The organism is Photobacterium damselae subsp. damselae, assembly GCF_038086725.1.
In the GTDB taxonomy this organism is placed as follows: domain Bacteria; phylum Pseudomonadota; class Gammaproteobacteria; order Enterobacterales; family Vibrionaceae; genus Photobacterium; species Photobacterium damselae.
The window spans coordinates 422,783-438,101 of the sequence record NZ_CP146970.1 but is presented as its reverse complement, the minus strand read 5'-3'; the positions used below and the strand labels follow the sequence as shown (position 1 = coordinate 438,101).

The window sequence follows — 15,319 nt, the reverse complement described above, 5'->3', positions numbered from 1 at the left end:
GCCAGATATTCAGTCTTAGTCGACCAAAATCTGACTCGCTTTTATTTTAAGATGCTTTATTTAAAGCCTTTCTCTTTACGGATTAAATCATAAGCCGCTTGCAACTCTTGTGCTTTTTGCTTAGCGATCTCCATCATCTCAGGAGGTAAACCTTTTGCTGCCAGTTTATCGGGATGGTGCTCACTCATCAGTTTACGATAAGCTCGCTTCACCTCTTGTGCAGATGCACTTTCATCAACACCCAATACATTGTATGCATCGGCTAGTTGATCGCGAGTTGGGGCTTGTTGAAAGCCACCAGCATTTTGATACTGCTGGTTAAAGCCACCTTGTTGAAAACGAAATGCCGCTTCTTGCATACGCAATGTTTGCTCTAGCTGCGCTTCAGAAAAGCCCAAGTGACGCGCAATAACATGCAGCATTTGACGCTCATTCGGGTGAATCGAACCATCAGCAAAAGCTGCAGCAATTTGTAGTTCAAGGAAAAAGCGGGAAAGATCCGCACGTCGCGCTTGGCGTACTTTTAATAGTGTTTCTTCCAGTGGAAATTGCTCATTTTTACCTTGGCGAAAAGCATCTTGGGCACGGCGGCGAGCTTCACCTTGTAGTCCCATACGATCCATAATAGCACTAGCCACCCGAATCTCTTGTTCAGTCACTCGGCCTTTAGATTTTGCCAAGTGTCCCATAACTGAGAAGCACGCATCAAAAAAAGCGGCCTGTCGATCCGCATTTGACATACGATCACCAAACCCAGCGAAACTCCCCATCTGACGGGCGTAGGCTTTATCAAATTGATGACCAATAAAAAGGCCAATAAAAAGTCCAGGGAGTTTAAATACGGCCAAACCGAGCAATGCGCCGATGATTTTTCCCCAAATACCTGCTGTTTGCATTCTATACTCTCTGGTAATTTGCTAAATTTATTCAATGTTTACCCGACTCTTTGGCGAGAAAGGATGCCGTCGAGTTGAATTTGCTTTATGATAGCTGTCATTTATCGGGAATGCTTGTAAAAAGCGCCACCAATTTTACGCGCAACGACTCTGATACAGGAATGTTTAATTAATGTCATTAACCTCCCGCAGCTTGCTTGCCACCATGATCAGTCTGGCCCTATACGGACCAGCAATGGCGAATGAACTCTCAGCGCCAAGTGACAAAGTAAAAGATGAACATACTGTCGCTCAGGCTGATGAACCAAAAGTGGTTCGCGGAGTTTGTATTGCGCCGCAAGATCGCCAAGAAGACACCAATAACCTACCAGTTAAAATCACAGCTGATAGTGCCGAAGCCATTAATGAGAAAAAGATCACCTATAAGGGTGATGTCATTGTTAAGCAAGGCACTCGCACAATTGTTGCGGATCAGGCCTCATTAAAGCAACCTGAAAATGTTGTGACAGCAACAGGTGATGTGTATCTCCATGATGGTGGTATCGAGGTTGATGCTAAACGTATCACCAGTAATCTTGATACCCAAAATTCAGAAATGGATGATGCCATCTATAATATGACCTGCCAACCAGGTCGTGGCGATGCGACACAGATCATCAAGACCAATGTAGATGGCACCCAGTTCTATAAGATGAAAGATGGTACCTATACCACCTGCCCAGCCAAAGATAAAAGCTGGCGTTTTTCTGCTTCATCTTTAGAACGTGATGGCGAATCGCCATTTGCCGATCTTTACAATGCTCGATTTGAAGTACTCGATGTACCGGTCTTTTATTTACCGTATTTACGTGTACCCGTTACTGATCAGCGTTTAACTGGTTTCTTATACCCATCAATTGGCTACGGTTCTCGTGATGGTTTTGAGCTAGAAACGCCATTCTACTGGAATATTGCACCTAACTACGACCTGACCTTAACACCTAAATATATGAGTAATCGAGGGCTACAACTTGATTCTCAATTCCGCTATCTAACCGAACTAGGGCAAGGTAGCTTAAAAGGCGAATATCTTAACAGCGATAAACTGTATAAAGATAAAGGTGCTCGCTGGGCATTTAACTGGGAACATAAAGGTATCTACAATCAGCATTGGTTGTTTGATATTGATTACAGTAAAGCCAGTGACTTCCAATATTTCTCTGATCTTGATTCTGATATCGGTAACCGAGAAGATAACAACCTGTTGCAAACAGCCGATATCTCTTATCGTGATACCAATTGGGATTCCACCTTACGAGTACGAGACTTCCAGCCGTTAACCGCTGATGGTCAAGGCAATCAATACCGATTGATGCCTCAGTTCGATCTCAATTATTACCAACAAGATCTGCCATACAACTTAGAGTTTAAAGTTAATTCTAGCGTGAGCCGCTTTGATAACGACTCTAAAGCCAAACCGACTGCCGATCGTTTTTATATTGCGCCGAGCCTTGTTCTGCCTTATGCAACGCCTTGGTGGACAGTAACATCAGAAGCTAAACTGATGTATACCCATTATAACCAAGATGCTCGTAACTCAGGTCTAAATGACTTAAAAGAATCTGTCGACCGTACTATTCCTGAATTTCGTATCCATAGCGGGCTATATTTTGAACGCAACACCTCCATCCTAGGAGAAGATTACGTTCAGAGTTTAGAGCCACAAATTCAGTACTTATACATCAAAGATGTCGACCAAAAAGATATCTACAACCCATTTGACTACAGTGGCGGTGGCTACGACTCCACGCGTTTACAACAAGACTATTATGGTTTGTTTAGTGACCGTACCTACAGCGGTATTGACTACATAGCTCCAGCAAACCAAGTCACTGTTGGTGCTTCGACTCGCTATTTTGACAGTAATTATAAGGAACGATTTACTCTATCATTAGGTCAAATCTTCTATATCAATAAACCGACAGCAGAAGGTAATCAGGATGCGCAGAGTTACTCTGCAACAGCATTAGAAACTGAGTTTAACCTTGCAGACAGTTTATTCTTGAAGAGCTCAATGCAATACGATGCCAGTGATAATGATATCCAAATGGCTAGTGGTGCTATTGAATATCGAGCTAATGGTATGTATATCCAGCCTAACTACCGTTATGTTTCAAATACATATCTTGATAAATATGTGAAGAACCCAAATAAAGATAATGACGGTATTTCACAGATTGGTTTATCGACTGGCTTCCCACTTTACGACAATATTTACGTTAAGGCGGATTATTTCCAAGATCTTAATGTCAATAAGATGATAGAAAGCCAAGTGGGTGTAACCTATCGCTCTGCATGTTGGATGATTGGATTGAACTATAACCGTTACGCGAAGAATTCGTTAGGTAATGACTTTACCGAATACGATAGTAACGTCAGCATTTCCTTCAGCTTGCTGGGCTTACAAGGCGTTAAACCTTTTGGCTCGACCGATGATGGTAATGCACTGTCTTACGGTAACTCGTTCTCACTAAATAATTAATATTTAAATAGCGGTTGTGATGACCGCTATTCTCATTTTGATGGAATTGACATGAAAAAGTGGAAGTCTTCCCTATTAGCTTTAGCCATTATGGGTGCCTCAGCAAGCTCATTTGCTGCGCCACAAGAGCTGAATAAAATTGTTACTACCGTAAATGACAGTGTGATTTTACAAAGTGACGTAAGCAACATGCTAAAAACGGTACATCTAAATGCAGCCGGTCACGATCAACCATTACCACCAGAAAATATTCTGCGCCAACAGGTTATGGATCAGTTGATCATGGAGACGCTACAGGTTCAGCAGGCAAAGCAGATGGGTATTCGTATTGACGATAGCCAACTAGAGCAAGCGATTGGCCAAATTGCCAAAGAACGCAATATGTCGATCGATCAGCTACGCCAGCAATTAGCTCAATATGGTATTTCATTTGCTGATTTTCGTGATCAAATTCGACGAGATCTAATGGCAAGCGAAGCACGTACCGCAATTGTTCGTCGTCGTATCAATATCTTACCGCAGGAAGTTGAAAATCTGGCTCAGCAACTTGGCCAGCAGACTCAGCAAAATACTGAATACAACATCAGCCAAATTCAAATCCGTGTTGATGAAAATGCTTCCAAAGCAGAGCGTGATGCCGCTAAAGAAGAAGCGGATAAATTAGTAAAAGATCTTAATGATGGTGCTGATTTTGCCAAATTGGCTTACACCTACTCTAAAGGTCCTAAAGCCCTAAAAGGTGGTGAATGGGGTTGGATGAGTAAAGAAGAAATGCCAACTATCTTTGCCGATCAAATCAAAAACAATGGTAAAGGCGCAATTATTGGTCCATTCCGTAGCGGTGTTGGTTACCACATCTTAAAAATTAACGATGTGAAAGGCCTACAAACCGTTTCTGTTATGGAAGTGAAAGCTCGCCACATTTTGCTTAAGCCATCTGTGATTCTAAGTGATGCCGGTGCAAAACAAGAGTTAGAGCAAGTTCGTCAAAAGATTTTGTCAGGTAAAGAGACGTTTGCTCAAGCGGCAAAAGCGATCAGCCAAGACCCAGGCTCTGCTGCTAATGGTGGTGAATTAGGTTGGCAGACACCAGATTTATATGTTCCAGCATTTAAAGATAAAGTAGAAACTTTACCAGTAGATACAATCAGTCAACCATTTAAAACGGTACACGGCTGGCACATTGTTGAAGTAGAAGGTCGCCGCAATGTTGACCGTACCGATGCAGCATTGAAAAATCGAGCTTATCGCATTCTCTTCAACCGTAAGTTTAACGAAGAAGCACAAACTTGGCTGCAAGAGCTGCGAGCTAGTGCTTATATCGATAATTTAACAAATACAGGAAATAATGGATAAGGTTAAACGCATTGCGATAACCCCTGGAGAACCGGCAGGGATTGGGCCAGATTTAGTTCTGGCTCTAAGCCAACACAACTGGCCGCACCAACTTGTTATTTGTGCTGACGCGCAGGTTATGGTAGAACGTGCGGTTCAATTGGGAATTCAAGTTGAGATCATCCGCTATGATCAAACCCGACCAGCAGAACCTCATCGAGCAGGGACACTTGTCGTCGCTCAAATAGATACACAAGAGGCTGTCTGTGCAGGCCAGTTAAATGAAGCCAATGGTCACTATGTACTGAACACACTAGCCAGGGCGGCCCAGGGCTGCTTAAGTGGTGAGTTTTCGGCAATCGTGACAGGACCGGTACATAAAGGTGTTATTAACCGAGCCGGTGTTGCATTTAGCGGACATACTGAATTTTTTGCAGAGCAATCTAATACAGCGCAAGTTGTTATGATGTTAGCAACCGAAGGGTTACGAGTTGCGTTAGTGACAACTCACATACCTCTTTCTTGTGTTGCAAAAGCCATTACACCACAGCGACTCGAGCAAGTTATTCGTATATTGCATCAAGATCTTGTTACAAAATTTGGTCTTACTGCTCCCAAAATCTATGTATGTGGACTCAATCCGCATGCAGGCGAAGACGGTTGTTTAGGCCATGAAGAAATCGATGTGATTACTCCAACGCTCAATCGACTTCGCGAGGAAAATATCCATTTAGTAGGGCCTTTACCTGCTGATACAATTTTCCAACCTAAATATTTGGCTGAGGCAGATACAGTATTAGCTATGTATCACGACCAAGGGTTACCAGTGCTCAAATTTAAGGGCTTTGGTAAGTCCGTTAACATCACGTTAGGACTACCCTTCATTCGAACCTCAGTAGATCATGGTACCGCACTGGAACTCGCAGGTACTGGACAGGCAGAGATAGGCAGCCTTTGGACGGCGCTTACTCATGCCGTAGAACTGGTAGAAAAACAAGCATGAGCAACGATGTCCATTTAGGCCACCGCGCCCGTAAGCGCTTTGGTCAGAACTTCTTAACCGACCCTTTTATTATCGACGGTATCGTATCGGCGATTAATCCAAGATCAGGTCAAAACCTAGTTGAAATCGGTCCAGGCCTTGGCGCGATCACCGAAGAAGTAGGTAAACTAGTTGATCACTTTAATGTTATCGAACTAGACCGAGATCTTGCAGAGCGTCTACGCAATCATCCAGATCTGGGTCCAAAGCTTACCATCAATGAAGGCGATGCAATGCGCTTTGACTTCACAAAGCTGATTCGTGAAGATGCTAAGCTACGCATATTTGGTAACCTGCCGTACAACATTTCAACCCCACTGATGTTCCACCTGTTCACTTATCATAAAGATGTTCAGGATATGCACTTTATGCTGCAAAAAGAAGTGGTAAACCGTCTAGCGGCAGGTCCAGGTTGCAAAGCATATGGTCGTTTAACGGTAATGGCACAATACTACTGTAAAGTCATGCCAGTACTGGAAGTTCCACCTGAATCTTTCGTACCAGCACCTAAAGTAGATTCTGCCGTTGTACGTCTAACACCGTATGAGACACTGCCTTTCCCATGTACCAACCTAAAATGGTTGGATCGTGTCTGTCGTGAAGGCTTTAACCAGCGTCGTAAAACCGTTCGTAACTGCTTTAAAGCTCTTATGACCGCAGAGCAGATCGAAGCATTAGGGGTTAACCCAAGCGATCGTCCCGAAAATATTTCAGTCGAAAAATTTGTGGCGCTTGCTAACTGGCTTGATGCAAATTACCAAGCCGAGTAATTGCAACTGAGCTAATATCATCCCCTTTCGCTTTTTGAGCAAAGGGGATTTTTTTATCAAATAAACATCGTATCCACCTCTTTGCCCCACACCTTCAGAGGCACAATCAGATAAGTGAGTGTTTAATGGCAACTTATATCGTTGGAGATATCCAGGGTTGTTTTGATGATTTAGAAAAACTGCTGCTGCAAGTTCAGTTTGATGCAAATACAGATGAGCTATGGTTAGCAGGAGATCTGGTCGCTCGCGGGCCAAAATCATTACAAACATTACGTTTTGTTAAAGCACTTGGCAACGCAGCAACCATCGTTTTAGGTAACCATGACCTCCATCTTCTGGCGGTTGCAAATGGAATAGCAAAAGCAAAACCCAAAGATAAAATTCACGACATTTTTACCGCATCAGATGGCGAAGAACTGCTTAACTGGCTTCGCATGCAGCCTATTTTAGCTGAACATCCTCAGCATAATTTTGTTATGGTTCATGCTGGAATTACACCACAGTGGTCGCTAGAGCAAGCTCGTACTCAAGCCCGTCATGTAGAATCGGTTCTACAATCAGATCGTTATTTATGGCTATTGACCAATATGTATGGCGACGGTCCTAACTTATGGCAAGATAATTTAACTGAGCTAGAGCAGCTGCGTTTTACCATCAATAACTTTACTCGAATGCGTTTTTGCTACCCCGATGGTCGCTTAGATATGGCTTGTAAGGAAGGCCCTGACTCTCAATCCGTTACCGAGCTTAAACCTTGGTTTGACATTCCTCGCTTAACGCCAATTGAGAAAACCATTCTATTTGGTCACTGGGCTGCACTGATGGGGCATCAAGATGAACATTGTATTGGGCTTGATACTGGGTGTGTATGGGGTAATAGTCTTACTATGATGCGCTGGGAAGACAAAGCTTTTTTCTCGACTCCTTGCCCTATCTACAGCCACTAATTAGCTGTTTTGCGATAATAATCGTTATAGAAATATAGGCTTCACTTTTCTTAGTAAGAGAAGTAAAGCCTATATTTATTTAAGAAAATAGCGGTACAAGAAACAGTTAAGAGCGCTGTAAAATAACAAACTCCATATCATAAGCATTATTCTCATCAGCGGTATAATGTTCACTATAGGTTTTGAGCCACCCTTCGCCCCAATCAGGGAAACGAGTATCACCCTCAAGCTGAGCTTCAATAAAAGTTAAATATAGGCAATCGGCCTGCGCCAAGTAATGCTCATAAATCGATCCACCACCAATGATCATTAGCTCTTCTACCTCTCCAGCAACCATTTTCGCTTGTTCAAGAGAGTTAACAACCGTTACCCCCTCAATCATTAGTTGAGGATCTCGACTGATCACAATGTTTAAGCGCCCAGGTAATGGACGACCAATAGATTGATAGGTTTTTCGTCCCATCACGATCGGCTTACCTAATGTCGATTGTTTAAACCACGCAAAGTCAGCTGGAAGATGCCAAGGCATTGCATTATCTTTTCCGATCACTCGGTCTTTTGCCATGGCGGCAATCATACTGATTTTCATATATTTTCTCATGATGACTTTTGAGTTATACCACTGGACGACGACGGTAAAATAACAGCCCTGGCATCGCAAGACCGATTGCTAACGCCGCAATGATAAAGATGGCTTTTAATACATTTTCAACCATCAATCCCCATAACTCAAGCGAGAAGCCTCTATGGTTTATTTCAACAACAGCAATCATAGCTTTAAATGCAAAAACACCAGGAACCATAGGGATCATCGCAGCAACGGTGAATACTTTTGGGTGAGCTAAAAAACGATGAGACCAATGTACGCCAATCATACCAACTAAGGTTGCAGCTGCTAACGTTGCCCACTCAATAGGAACACCCCAGTGCATCAGTAGAAAACGACAACCATGCCCTAAAGCTCCACCAATGGCACAATATTTCAGTGCTTTGGGAGGAACATTAAAAACCAACGCAAAACCAACCGCCGGGATCATGGCAAAGAACATATCATTGGCAAGCGCCAGCAATAGTGTCAGCATATCACTCATAACCATCCCCATACATCGAGTACATTCATAGCAGCAACGATTCCCATACAAGTGGATAAGGTTAATAACGTCGCCATTGCCCAACGAGCAATTCCCATATTGACATAACCTTTCACCATATCAGCGATTGAATTAATCAAAGGAAAGCCAGGTACTAACATTAAGACTGATGATGCCATCGCAATAAAAGGCGTATCCCCCACTTGGTAAACCTGACCAAAGCCTGAGATTAGCGTGGTGACAAAAGCGGTAATACCAAAGTTAATAAGAGGGTTAAATTGGCAATGTGCTATCTCTTGACGAACAAACATTCCAATACTTGAAGCGAAAAACGTTAACCAAAAAACAGGCCAATCGCCCCCTGCTAAACGACTAAATGAAGCGCAAGAAAGGCCGATCATAAACACCACTAAATAGCGGTTATAACGTGTTGCTTTAAGATTCTCTAAACGGTGATGAACTTCTTTAACACTAATCAGTCCCCGCTCAGCCAGAATACAGATCCGCTGAATTTCGGTAACAACCTGCATATTTATGCCACCATCTTGGCAACGTCTCGTTGTGGTAATACAGCGTCCTTGATAGCGCGTTGTGATCACCATGGAGCTGGCTGATAACGAGACCTCAACGGTATCGACTCCTAGAGCCAACCCTATCCGTCTTGTGACATCGGCAATCAAAGTACTTTCCGCGCCGTGTTGCAGCAATTTTTGTCCGGCAGTAACGGCAAGATGCGATATTTCTCGCTGCTCAGGCTCAGACAAACATCCCTCATGATCAGGCATAGTTGGGGCAATCTCCTTTTGTTCCAAATCATTATAAAACTCACATTACCTTAATCATGATGTGAGCACGCGCAAATATTATCGAATAATTTTTCAACATTCTGCTTGATTAGACACAAAAAAACCGCTCACAAGGAGCGGTTTTCATAATTTATATTGGATTATGGCTTGTAGATGATTTCAACATCGTAATCATCTTCATTCCAATCTTCCCAATCGTCGTCGTCATCATCGTCATCTTTCTGGTGACGCTTAACTTGTTCTGCATGGTAATCATCCCACTTGAACTCGACTTTCTCTTGCTTCTCTTCTTCGATCTCAATTTCACGAGGAAGTTGCTCAATGAACTCCATTAAGTCATAACACAGCTCTTGAGTACCTAAACGGTTAAGCGCTGAAATTCGGTAGTATTTATCTTCCCATGCCAAAGCATCTAAGATCTCTTGGATCTTTTCATTTGCTTCATCTTCAGGCATTAGATCAACTTTGTTAAATACTAACCAACGAGGCTTACCTGTTAGTTTTTCACTGTATTGCTCAAGTTCATTGATGATTGTGAAAGTATTTTCCACAGGATCAGAACCGTCAGCAGGTAGCAGGTCAATCATGTGTAGTAATACACGACAACGCTCAAGGTGCTTCAAGAAACGAATACCAAGGCCAGCACCATCTGCGGCACCTTCGATCAATCCTGGAATATCTGCAACCACGAAGCTACGATCAGCGCCTGCACGAACCACACCTAAACTTGGAACTAATGTGGTAAATGGATAGTCTGCAACTTTAGGCTTCGCTGCCGATACTGCGCGAATAAACGTAGACTTACCAGCGTTTGGTAAACCAAGCATACCCACATCAGCAAGCAGTAGAAGCTCAAGGCGAAGATGACGAATCTCACCCTTTGTACCCATAGTCTTTTGACGAGGAGCACGGTTTACTGATGATTTAAAACGAGTATTACCAAGACCGTGGAAACCACCCTTAGCAACCATAAGTTTCATACCATGCTCAGTAAGATCAGCGATCACCTCACCCGTCTCTTCGTCTACCGCACGAGTACCAACAGGAACTGATAGAATGATGTCTTCACCACGCTTACCAGTACAGTTACCGCCACGGCCGTTTTCACCACGCTCAGCAGCATAGAAACGCTGGAAACGGTAATCGATCAAAGTATTTAAGTTCTCATCAGCAACAAGATATACGTCACCGCCGTCACCGCCATCGCCACCATCAGGGCCACCTTTTGGCACATATTTTTCACGACGGAAACTCACTACACCGTTACCGCCGTCACCAGCGTCAACTCGAATTACCGCTTCATCTACAAATTTCATCTTATTCTCCGCACTTGGGCGTTTACTGTACGAGTAAGATCTTAGATCCTCAAAGATCCTACCGTATTAACCATTGTAATCGACCTTTGCTATCTCTGCTGTCGAATAAGCTTATGACCAATAGCGCAGAACATAGCACCACTGACGACAACCATAGCACCTAAATAACCCCAGCTATTTAGAGCAACTGGCGCAACAAATTTTGGCCATACCAAACTAGCAAGGTCTACAAATAATATCGTAAATAGAGGGGCAAGTGTAATCACTGCACTTACCTGAGCTGCTTGCCAACGTGCTAGCGCTTCGGCAAAAGCACCATAGCCAACCAGCGTATTAATACAACAGAACATCAACATGCCCAGTTGTCGTGAGTCCATCAGCAATAACTGCTTTGGCTCAGCAAAGGGCGTTAATAATAACGCACAAATGCCATATACCATAAATAGTATCTGCGCTGAGCTAAAATCTCGTAACAAGCGCTTCTGGGTTAGGCCATATACAACCCATACCAAAGCTGCTGTCACTGCCAGTATCACGCCAAGAGTATAGCCTGATAAGCTGGTAAATAGCTCAACTAATCGCTCATTGAAAAATAACAATAAGCCTGAAAATAAGCAGATCACACCAATGATTTGATGACGACCTAAAGTTTCTTTAAACAGCCACACACTACTTAATAATAGTATCACTGGAGCAAGCTGAATAATGACCTGAACAACCGGAGGACTCAGATATTGTAAGGCACTGTTGAATAAAACAAAGTTGCCTGCCAACCCTAAACTGGCTAATAAAAGGAAACCAAAACGAGGGAAGTTTAGGGATGATTTTGCGGGTAACTGCTTGCGCCATAATAACCAAATACCTAAGCCAATAAACGCGGTTATAAAGCGATACCAGACAATAGTAAACGGTGTCATAACTTCAACAGCTTGCTTCATCGCTATGGGCAATGCGCCCCAAAACACTGCTGTTGTTAACGCTAATAATGCTCCAATAACGGGACCCGACATAAACCCTCCAAATATAAAAAGCCCCGCCAAATGGCAGGGCTTTAGAACTCGTGTCGAGACTGATATTACTCAGCTTCGATTGATACGAATTTACGGTTTTTAGGACCTTTAACTTCAAACTTCACTTTACCGTCAGATAGAGCGAATAGAGTGTGGTCTTTACCTAGGCCAACGTTTGTGCCAGCGTGGAATTTAGTACCACGTTGACGAACGATGATGTTACCTGCAAGAACAGATTCGCCACCGAAACGCTTAACACCTAGACGTTTGCTTTCTGAATCACGACCGTTACGTGTAGAACCGCCAGCTTTTTTGTGTGCCATCTTTAAACTCTCCTATTATTAAGCGCTGATGCCAGTAATTTTGACTTCAGTGAACCACTGACGGTGGCCCATTTGCTTACGAGAATGCTTACGACGACGGAACTTAACGATTTTAACTTTATCGCCACGACCGTGCGTTACAACTTCAGCAGTTACTTTACCGCCAGCAACAAATGGTGCACCCACTGTTACTTCTTCACCGTTAGCTACTAGAAGAACTGAATCGAATTCTACAGTTGAACCAGTTTCTGCTTCTAGTTTTTCTAGACGAAGGGTTTGACCTTCGCTAACACGGTGTTGTTTACCACCACTTTGGAAAACAGCGTACATGTCTTACTCCGCTTTTCCGCATAGGCCATTCGCCACTTAATTTTTGGGCAATGGGTATGCGCTTAATCTTGTCATCAATAGGGTGCGGATGTTACGTGAAAATCGTCTTTCTGGCAAGAGATTCAGTAAAGAAAATTGGTGAAAAGTCGCCCACGGAAAAAAGAGTTAAAAATACAATAACTAGGGGTTATGAGAATTTGTCCATTTTGGTGTAATATCAGCTAACTTAATTAAAAAACTTTCCGCCTATCGCGGCCAACAAATTTGCTGGATGTATAATGGATTTTAAAGCGATCCAAGCGCTCACTGCCAACGACATGGCGGCTGTAGACGCAAAGATACAAGCGCAACTTAACTCAGATGTTGCCCTAATTAACCAACTCGGTTTTTACATTGTAAGTGGCGGAGGTAAACGCCTACGTCCAATGCTTGCAGTTTTAGCTGCTCGTGCACTCGATTATCAAGGTGAAGATCACACTACAGCAGCAGCATTTATCGAGTTTATTCATACTGCAACTTTGCTGCACGATGATGTTGTCGATGAATCAGATATGCGTCGTGGAAAAGCAACGGCCAATGCTGCTTTTGGTAATGCCGCCAGTGTGCTTGTCGGTGACTACATTTATACCCGCTCTTTCCAAATGATGACGAGCCTAAGATCCTTGAAGATCCTCGATATCATGAGTGCGGCTACCAATGTGATCGCCGAAGGTGAAGTACAGCAATTAATGAACTGTAACGATCCTGATACGACGGAAGAGAGCTATATGGAAGTTATTTACTCCAAAACAGCTCGCCTATTTGAAGCAGCTACACAAGTCGCAGCGATTATTGCAAAAGCTTCACCTGACGTTGAAACTGCATTTCAAGACTATGGTCGTTACTTAGGTACCGCCTTCCAGTTGATCGATGATGTTTTAGATTACGTCGCCAATGGTAAAGAAATGGGTAAGAATGTTGGTGATGACCTGGCTGAAGGCAAACCCACTCTTCCTCTCCTTTACGCTATGCGCCACGGTAATCCACAACAAGCCGCTATGATTCGAGAAGCCATCGAACAAGCTAACGGAATGGATAAACTGGATGAGATCTTGGCCTGCATGCGTGAAACAGGAGCACTAGAATATACTCAACAGCGTGCTGAACAAGAAGCTGATAAAGCAATCGCAGCTTTAGATATCTTACCTGAGTCCGCACACAAACAAGCGCTTATCGCACTAGCCCATCTTTCTGTGCAGCGCAATAAGTAATCACATAAATCAATACAGTAAAGCCGATGGGTATGGGTACCTATCGGCTTTTATTTTATCTCAAAGCATCCTCTTCTATACTCAAAGAAAGGAGGCCACAATGGATATTCATCAAATTAAGATCGGCATGTGGATCGAGTTTCCCCATGGTATCGGCAAAGTTGTCGCTATTGATCATCTCTCTGACTCAGTGATCATTGAAAATCCCAATGATCAACAAACCTTTCAATTATCTTGTGATGATTTACACGATCAACCTCAATTACATACTGGATGCGATCAATACTATTAAGATCCTCTTTTGCCACCAACGTAATACCCTTAACGAAAAAAGCCCCACGACATTCTCGTTGGGGCTTTCTGTATATGGGATCGCGCGTTAATTATTTCGCAGCGAACTCTTCGCCAATAGCAATATCACCACGCAATGTGTCTAACATGCTCTCTAGCGCTTGTTGTTCAAACGCGCTTAAAGTGCCGTAGTCCATCACCTCTTCAATACCGTCTTTACCAAGTAGAACTGGTTGTGCGAAGAAACGTGCATGCTCACCATTGCCTTCAACATAAGCACACTCAACCACACCTTGCTCTCCTTGCAGAGCACGCACTAAAGCAAGACCAAAACGGCAAGCCGCTTGACCCATAGAAAGCGTTGCAGAACCACCGCCCGCTTTAGCTTCAACAACTTCGGTGCCTGCATTTTGAATACGAGGTGTCAGTGCTTGCACTTCTTCTTCAGTAAACTCAACACCTTCAACTTGCGATAATAAAGGCAAAATAGTTACACCAGAGTGACCACCAATTACAGGTACACGGATATCACATGGTGCTTTACCTTTTAGTTCAGCAACAAACGTTTCAGAACGAATCACATCCAGTGTTGTAATACCAAATAATTTACGCTTATCGTACACACCTGCTTTCTTTAATACTTCTGCAGCAATAGCAACTGTCGTATTAACAGGGTTTGTGATAATACCAACACAAGCATTTGGACAAACCACAGCAATTTTCTCAGCCAGTGATTTAACAATACCTGCGTTAACATTAAATAGATCCGAACGATCCATCCCCGGCTTACGGGCAACACCTGCAGAAATAAGAACCACATCAGCACCTTCTAATGCAGGTGTTGGATCCTCACCAGCATAACCTTTAATGGATACTGGCGTAGGGATATGGCTTAGATCTGCTGCCACACCAGGCGTTACTGGTGCAATATCATATAAAGCAAGATCAGAACCTGCTGGTAGGCGATTTTTTAGTAGTAGAGCTAGTGCTTGTCCAATACCACCAGCAGCACCAATAACAGCCACTTTCATATTCGTTCTCCTTTCCGATAGAAGTATTTTTTCAGACCTAAAAATCAAATATAACAACTGACAAAAACGGTATAGCAAGGCTTAAATAAATACAATCTATAGCGATCAGCTTTGCGAAGTCACGCATAATCCGAATAAAAATGCGAAAATAAACAACTTAATAGCACTACTTCCTATATGGTTTTGGTATAGCTAGAAAGCATATTTTGCATAAATTTTACTATACTATTTCACTCTTTTGGTCTATACCACCTAGTATCTAATCCTAATCATAAGGGTGATAGACATACCAATTTGCATGAACTTCGTTTGCTTGCAGCTAGAAGTCTATGCAAAAATACGGTATCTCATCCTGATATA

At 43.0% G+C, this 15,319-nt stretch carries 16 protein-coding genes; 7 read left to right on the top strand and 9 right to left on the bottom strand.

The window, feature by feature from the left end:
* Positions 1–56 precede the first annotated feature (56 nt).
* A complete protein-coding gene (djlA, locus tag WAX86_RS02115; RefSeq protein ID WP_065170798.1) occupies positions 57–896 on the bottom strand; it encodes a co-chaperone DjlA in 840 nt (279 codons plus the stop codon).
* Between the two features lie 172 nt (positions 897–1,068).
* Here djlA and lptD point away from each other — a divergent pair, with 172 nt between their 5' ends.
* The 5 genes from lptD to WAX86_RS02090 all read left to right on the top strand — a co-directional run bounded on the left by lptD (position 1,069) and on the right by WAX86_RS02090 (position 7,511).
* Positions 1,069–3,417, top strand: coding sequence for an LPS assembly protein LptD (gene lptD / locus WAX86_RS02110; RefSeq protein WP_341489035.1), 2,349 nt, complete (start codon positions 1,069–1,071; stop codon positions 3,415–3,417).
* Positions 3,418–3,468: 51 nt separating this feature from the next.
* Positions 3,469–4,773, top strand: a complete 1,305-nt coding sequence (gene surA, locus WAX86_RS02105; RefSeq protein WP_106141561.1) for a peptidylprolyl isomerase SurA — start codon at positions 3,469–3,471, stop codon at positions 4,771–4,773.
* Positions 4,766–5,755, top strand: a complete 990-nt coding sequence (gene pdxA / locus WAX86_RS02100) for a 4-hydroxythreonine-4-phosphate dehydrogenase PdxA (protein WP_065170801.1) — start codon at positions 4,766–4,768, stop codon at positions 5,753–5,755. The genes surA and pdxA overlap by 8 nt, the downstream gene beginning before the upstream one ends.
* Positions 5,752–6,564 (top strand): 16S rRNA (adenine(1518)-N(6)/adenine(1519)-N(6))-dimethyltransferase RsmA, encoded by an 813-nt coding sequence (gene rsmA / locus WAX86_RS02095; protein ID WP_005301446.1) that lies wholly within the window; start codon positions 5,752–5,754, stop codon positions 6,562–6,564. The genes pdxA and rsmA overlap by 4 nt, the downstream gene beginning before the upstream one ends.
* 125 nt (positions 6,565–6,689) lie before the next feature.
* Positions 6,690–7,511 (top strand): symmetrical bis(5'-nucleosyl)-tetraphosphatase, encoded by an 822-nt coding sequence (locus tag WAX86_RS02090; protein WP_341489034.1) that lies wholly within the window; start codon positions 6,690–6,692, stop codon positions 7,509–7,511.
* A gap of 106 nt (positions 7,512–7,617) precedes the next feature.
* On the opposite strand, the gene folA is transcribed toward WAX86_RS02090, so the two are convergent.
* The 7 genes from folA to rplU form a co-directional block, all read right to left on the bottom strand.
* A complete protein-coding gene (folA, locus tag WAX86_RS02085; protein ID WP_341489033.1) occupies positions 7,618–8,100 on the bottom strand; it encodes a type 3 dihydrofolate reductase in 483 nt (160 codons plus the stop codon).
* Between the two features lie 25 nt (positions 8,101–8,125).
* Entirely contained in the window at positions 8,126–8,602 is a 477-nt protein-coding gene (locus WAX86_RS02080) for a threonine/serine exporter family protein (RefSeq protein WP_044176911.1), read from the bottom strand.
* Positions 8,599–9,387 (bottom strand): threonine/serine exporter family protein, encoded by a 789-nt coding sequence (locus WAX86_RS02075; protein WP_341489032.1) that lies wholly within the window; start codon positions 9,385–9,387, stop codon positions 8,599–8,601. Before WAX86_RS02075 ends, WAX86_RS02080 begins: the two co-directional genes overlap by 4 nt.
* Before the next feature lie 161 nt (positions 9,388–9,548).
* Positions 9,549–10,724: an Obg family GTPase CgtA gene (cgtA, locus tag WAX86_RS02070; RefSeq protein WP_005301454.1), complete on the bottom strand. Its 1,176-nt coding sequence runs from the start codon at positions 10,722–10,724 to the stop codon at positions 9,549–9,551.
* A gap of 89 nt (positions 10,725–10,813) precedes the next feature.
* A complete protein-coding gene (locus WAX86_RS02065) occupies positions 10,814–11,734 on the bottom strand; it encodes a DMT family transporter (RefSeq protein ID WP_341489031.1) in 921 nt (306 codons plus the stop codon).
* 65 nt (positions 11,735–11,799) lie between these two features.
* Complete coding sequence (rpmA, locus tag WAX86_RS02060; RefSeq protein WP_005301460.1) at positions 11,800–12,057, bottom strand: 50S ribosomal protein L27; 258 nt, start codon at positions 12,055–12,057, stop codon at positions 11,800–11,802.
* An 18-nt stretch (positions 12,058–12,075) separates the two neighbouring features.
* Positions 12,076–12,387, bottom strand: a complete 312-nt coding sequence (rplU, locus tag WAX86_RS02055) for a 50S ribosomal protein L21 (protein WP_005301462.1) — start codon at positions 12,385–12,387, stop codon at positions 12,076–12,078.
* 278 nt (positions 12,388–12,665) lie between these two features.
* Here rplU and ispB point away from each other — a divergent pair, with 278 nt between their 5' ends.
* The gene (gene ispB, locus WAX86_RS02050) at positions 12,666–13,637 is read left to right on the top strand and encodes an octaprenyl diphosphate synthase (protein WP_341489030.1); all 972 of its coding nucleotides are present in this window, start codon (positions 12,666–12,668) and stop codon (positions 13,635–13,637) included.
* Between the two features lie 100 nt (positions 13,638–13,737).
* Positions 13,738–13,929: a hypothetical protein gene (locus WAX86_RS02045; RefSeq protein ID WP_068968212.1), complete on the top strand. Its 192-nt coding sequence runs from the start codon at positions 13,738–13,740 to the stop codon at positions 13,927–13,929.
* Between the two features lie 91 nt (positions 13,930–14,020).
* Here the strand turns inward: WAX86_RS02045 and mdh are convergent, their stop codons facing one another.
* Positions 14,021–14,959 (bottom strand): malate dehydrogenase, encoded by a 939-nt coding sequence (gene mdh / locus WAX86_RS02040; protein WP_065170806.1) that lies wholly within the window; start codon positions 14,957–14,959, stop codon positions 14,021–14,023.
* Positions 14,960–15,319: the final 360 nt, after the last annotated feature.

Coding starts and splice junctions, on each gene's coding strand:
- rplU (WP_005301462.1), bottom strand. CDS start 12,387: ATGTACGCTGTTTTCCAAAGTGGTGGTAAACAACACCGTGTTAGCGAA.
- pdxA (WP_065170801.1), top strand. CDS start 4,766: ATGGATAAGGTTAAACGCATTGCGATAACCCCTGGAGAACCGGCAGGG.
- WAX86_RS02075 (WP_341489032.1), bottom strand. CDS start 9,387: ATGCCTGATCATGAGGGATGTTTGTCTGAGCCTGAGCAGCGAGAAATA.
- WAX86_RS02045 (WP_068968212.1), top strand. CDS start 13,738: ATGGATATTCATCAAATTAAGATCGGCATGTGGATCGAGTTTCCCCAT.
- rpmA (WP_005301460.1), bottom strand. CDS start 12,057: ATGGCACACAAAAAAGCTGGCGGTTCTACACGTAACGGTCGTGATTCA.
- cgtA (WP_005301454.1), bottom strand. CDS start 10,724: ATGAAATTTGTAGATGAAGCGGTAATTCGAGTTGACGCTGGTGACGGC.
- ispB (WP_341489030.1), top strand. CDS start 12,666: ATGGATTTTAAAGCGATCCAAGCGCTCACTGCCAACGACATGGCGGCT.
- folA (WP_341489033.1), bottom strand. CDS start 8,100: ATGAAAATCAGTATGATTGCCGCCATGGCAAAAGACCGAGTGATCGGA.
- djlA (WP_065170798.1), bottom strand. CDS start 896: ATGCAAACAGCAGGTATTTGGGGAAAAATCATCGGCGCATTGCTCGGT.
- lptD (WP_341489035.1), top strand. CDS start 1,069: ATGTCATTAACCTCCCGCAGCTTGCTTGCCACCATGATCAGTCTGGCC.
- mdh (WP_065170806.1), bottom strand. CDS start 14,959: ATGAAAGTGGCTGTTATTGGTGCTGCTGGTGGTATTGGACAAGCACTA.
- WAX86_RS02065 (WP_341489031.1), bottom strand. CDS start 11,734: ATGTCGGGTCCCGTTATTGGAGCATTATTAGCGTTAACAACAGCAGTG.
- rsmA (WP_005301446.1), top strand. CDS start 5,752: ATGAGCAACGATGTCCATTTAGGCCACCGCGCCCGTAAGCGCTTTGGT.
- WAX86_RS02090 (WP_341489034.1), top strand. CDS start 6,690: ATGGCAACTTATATCGTTGGAGATATCCAGGGTTGTTTTGATGATTTA.
- surA (WP_106141561.1), top strand. CDS start 3,469: ATGAAAAAGTGGAAGTCTTCCCTATTAGCTTTAGCCATTATGGGTGCC.
- WAX86_RS02080 (WP_044176911.1), bottom strand. CDS start 8,602: ATGAGTGATATGCTGACACTATTGCTGGCGCTTGCCAATGATATGTTC.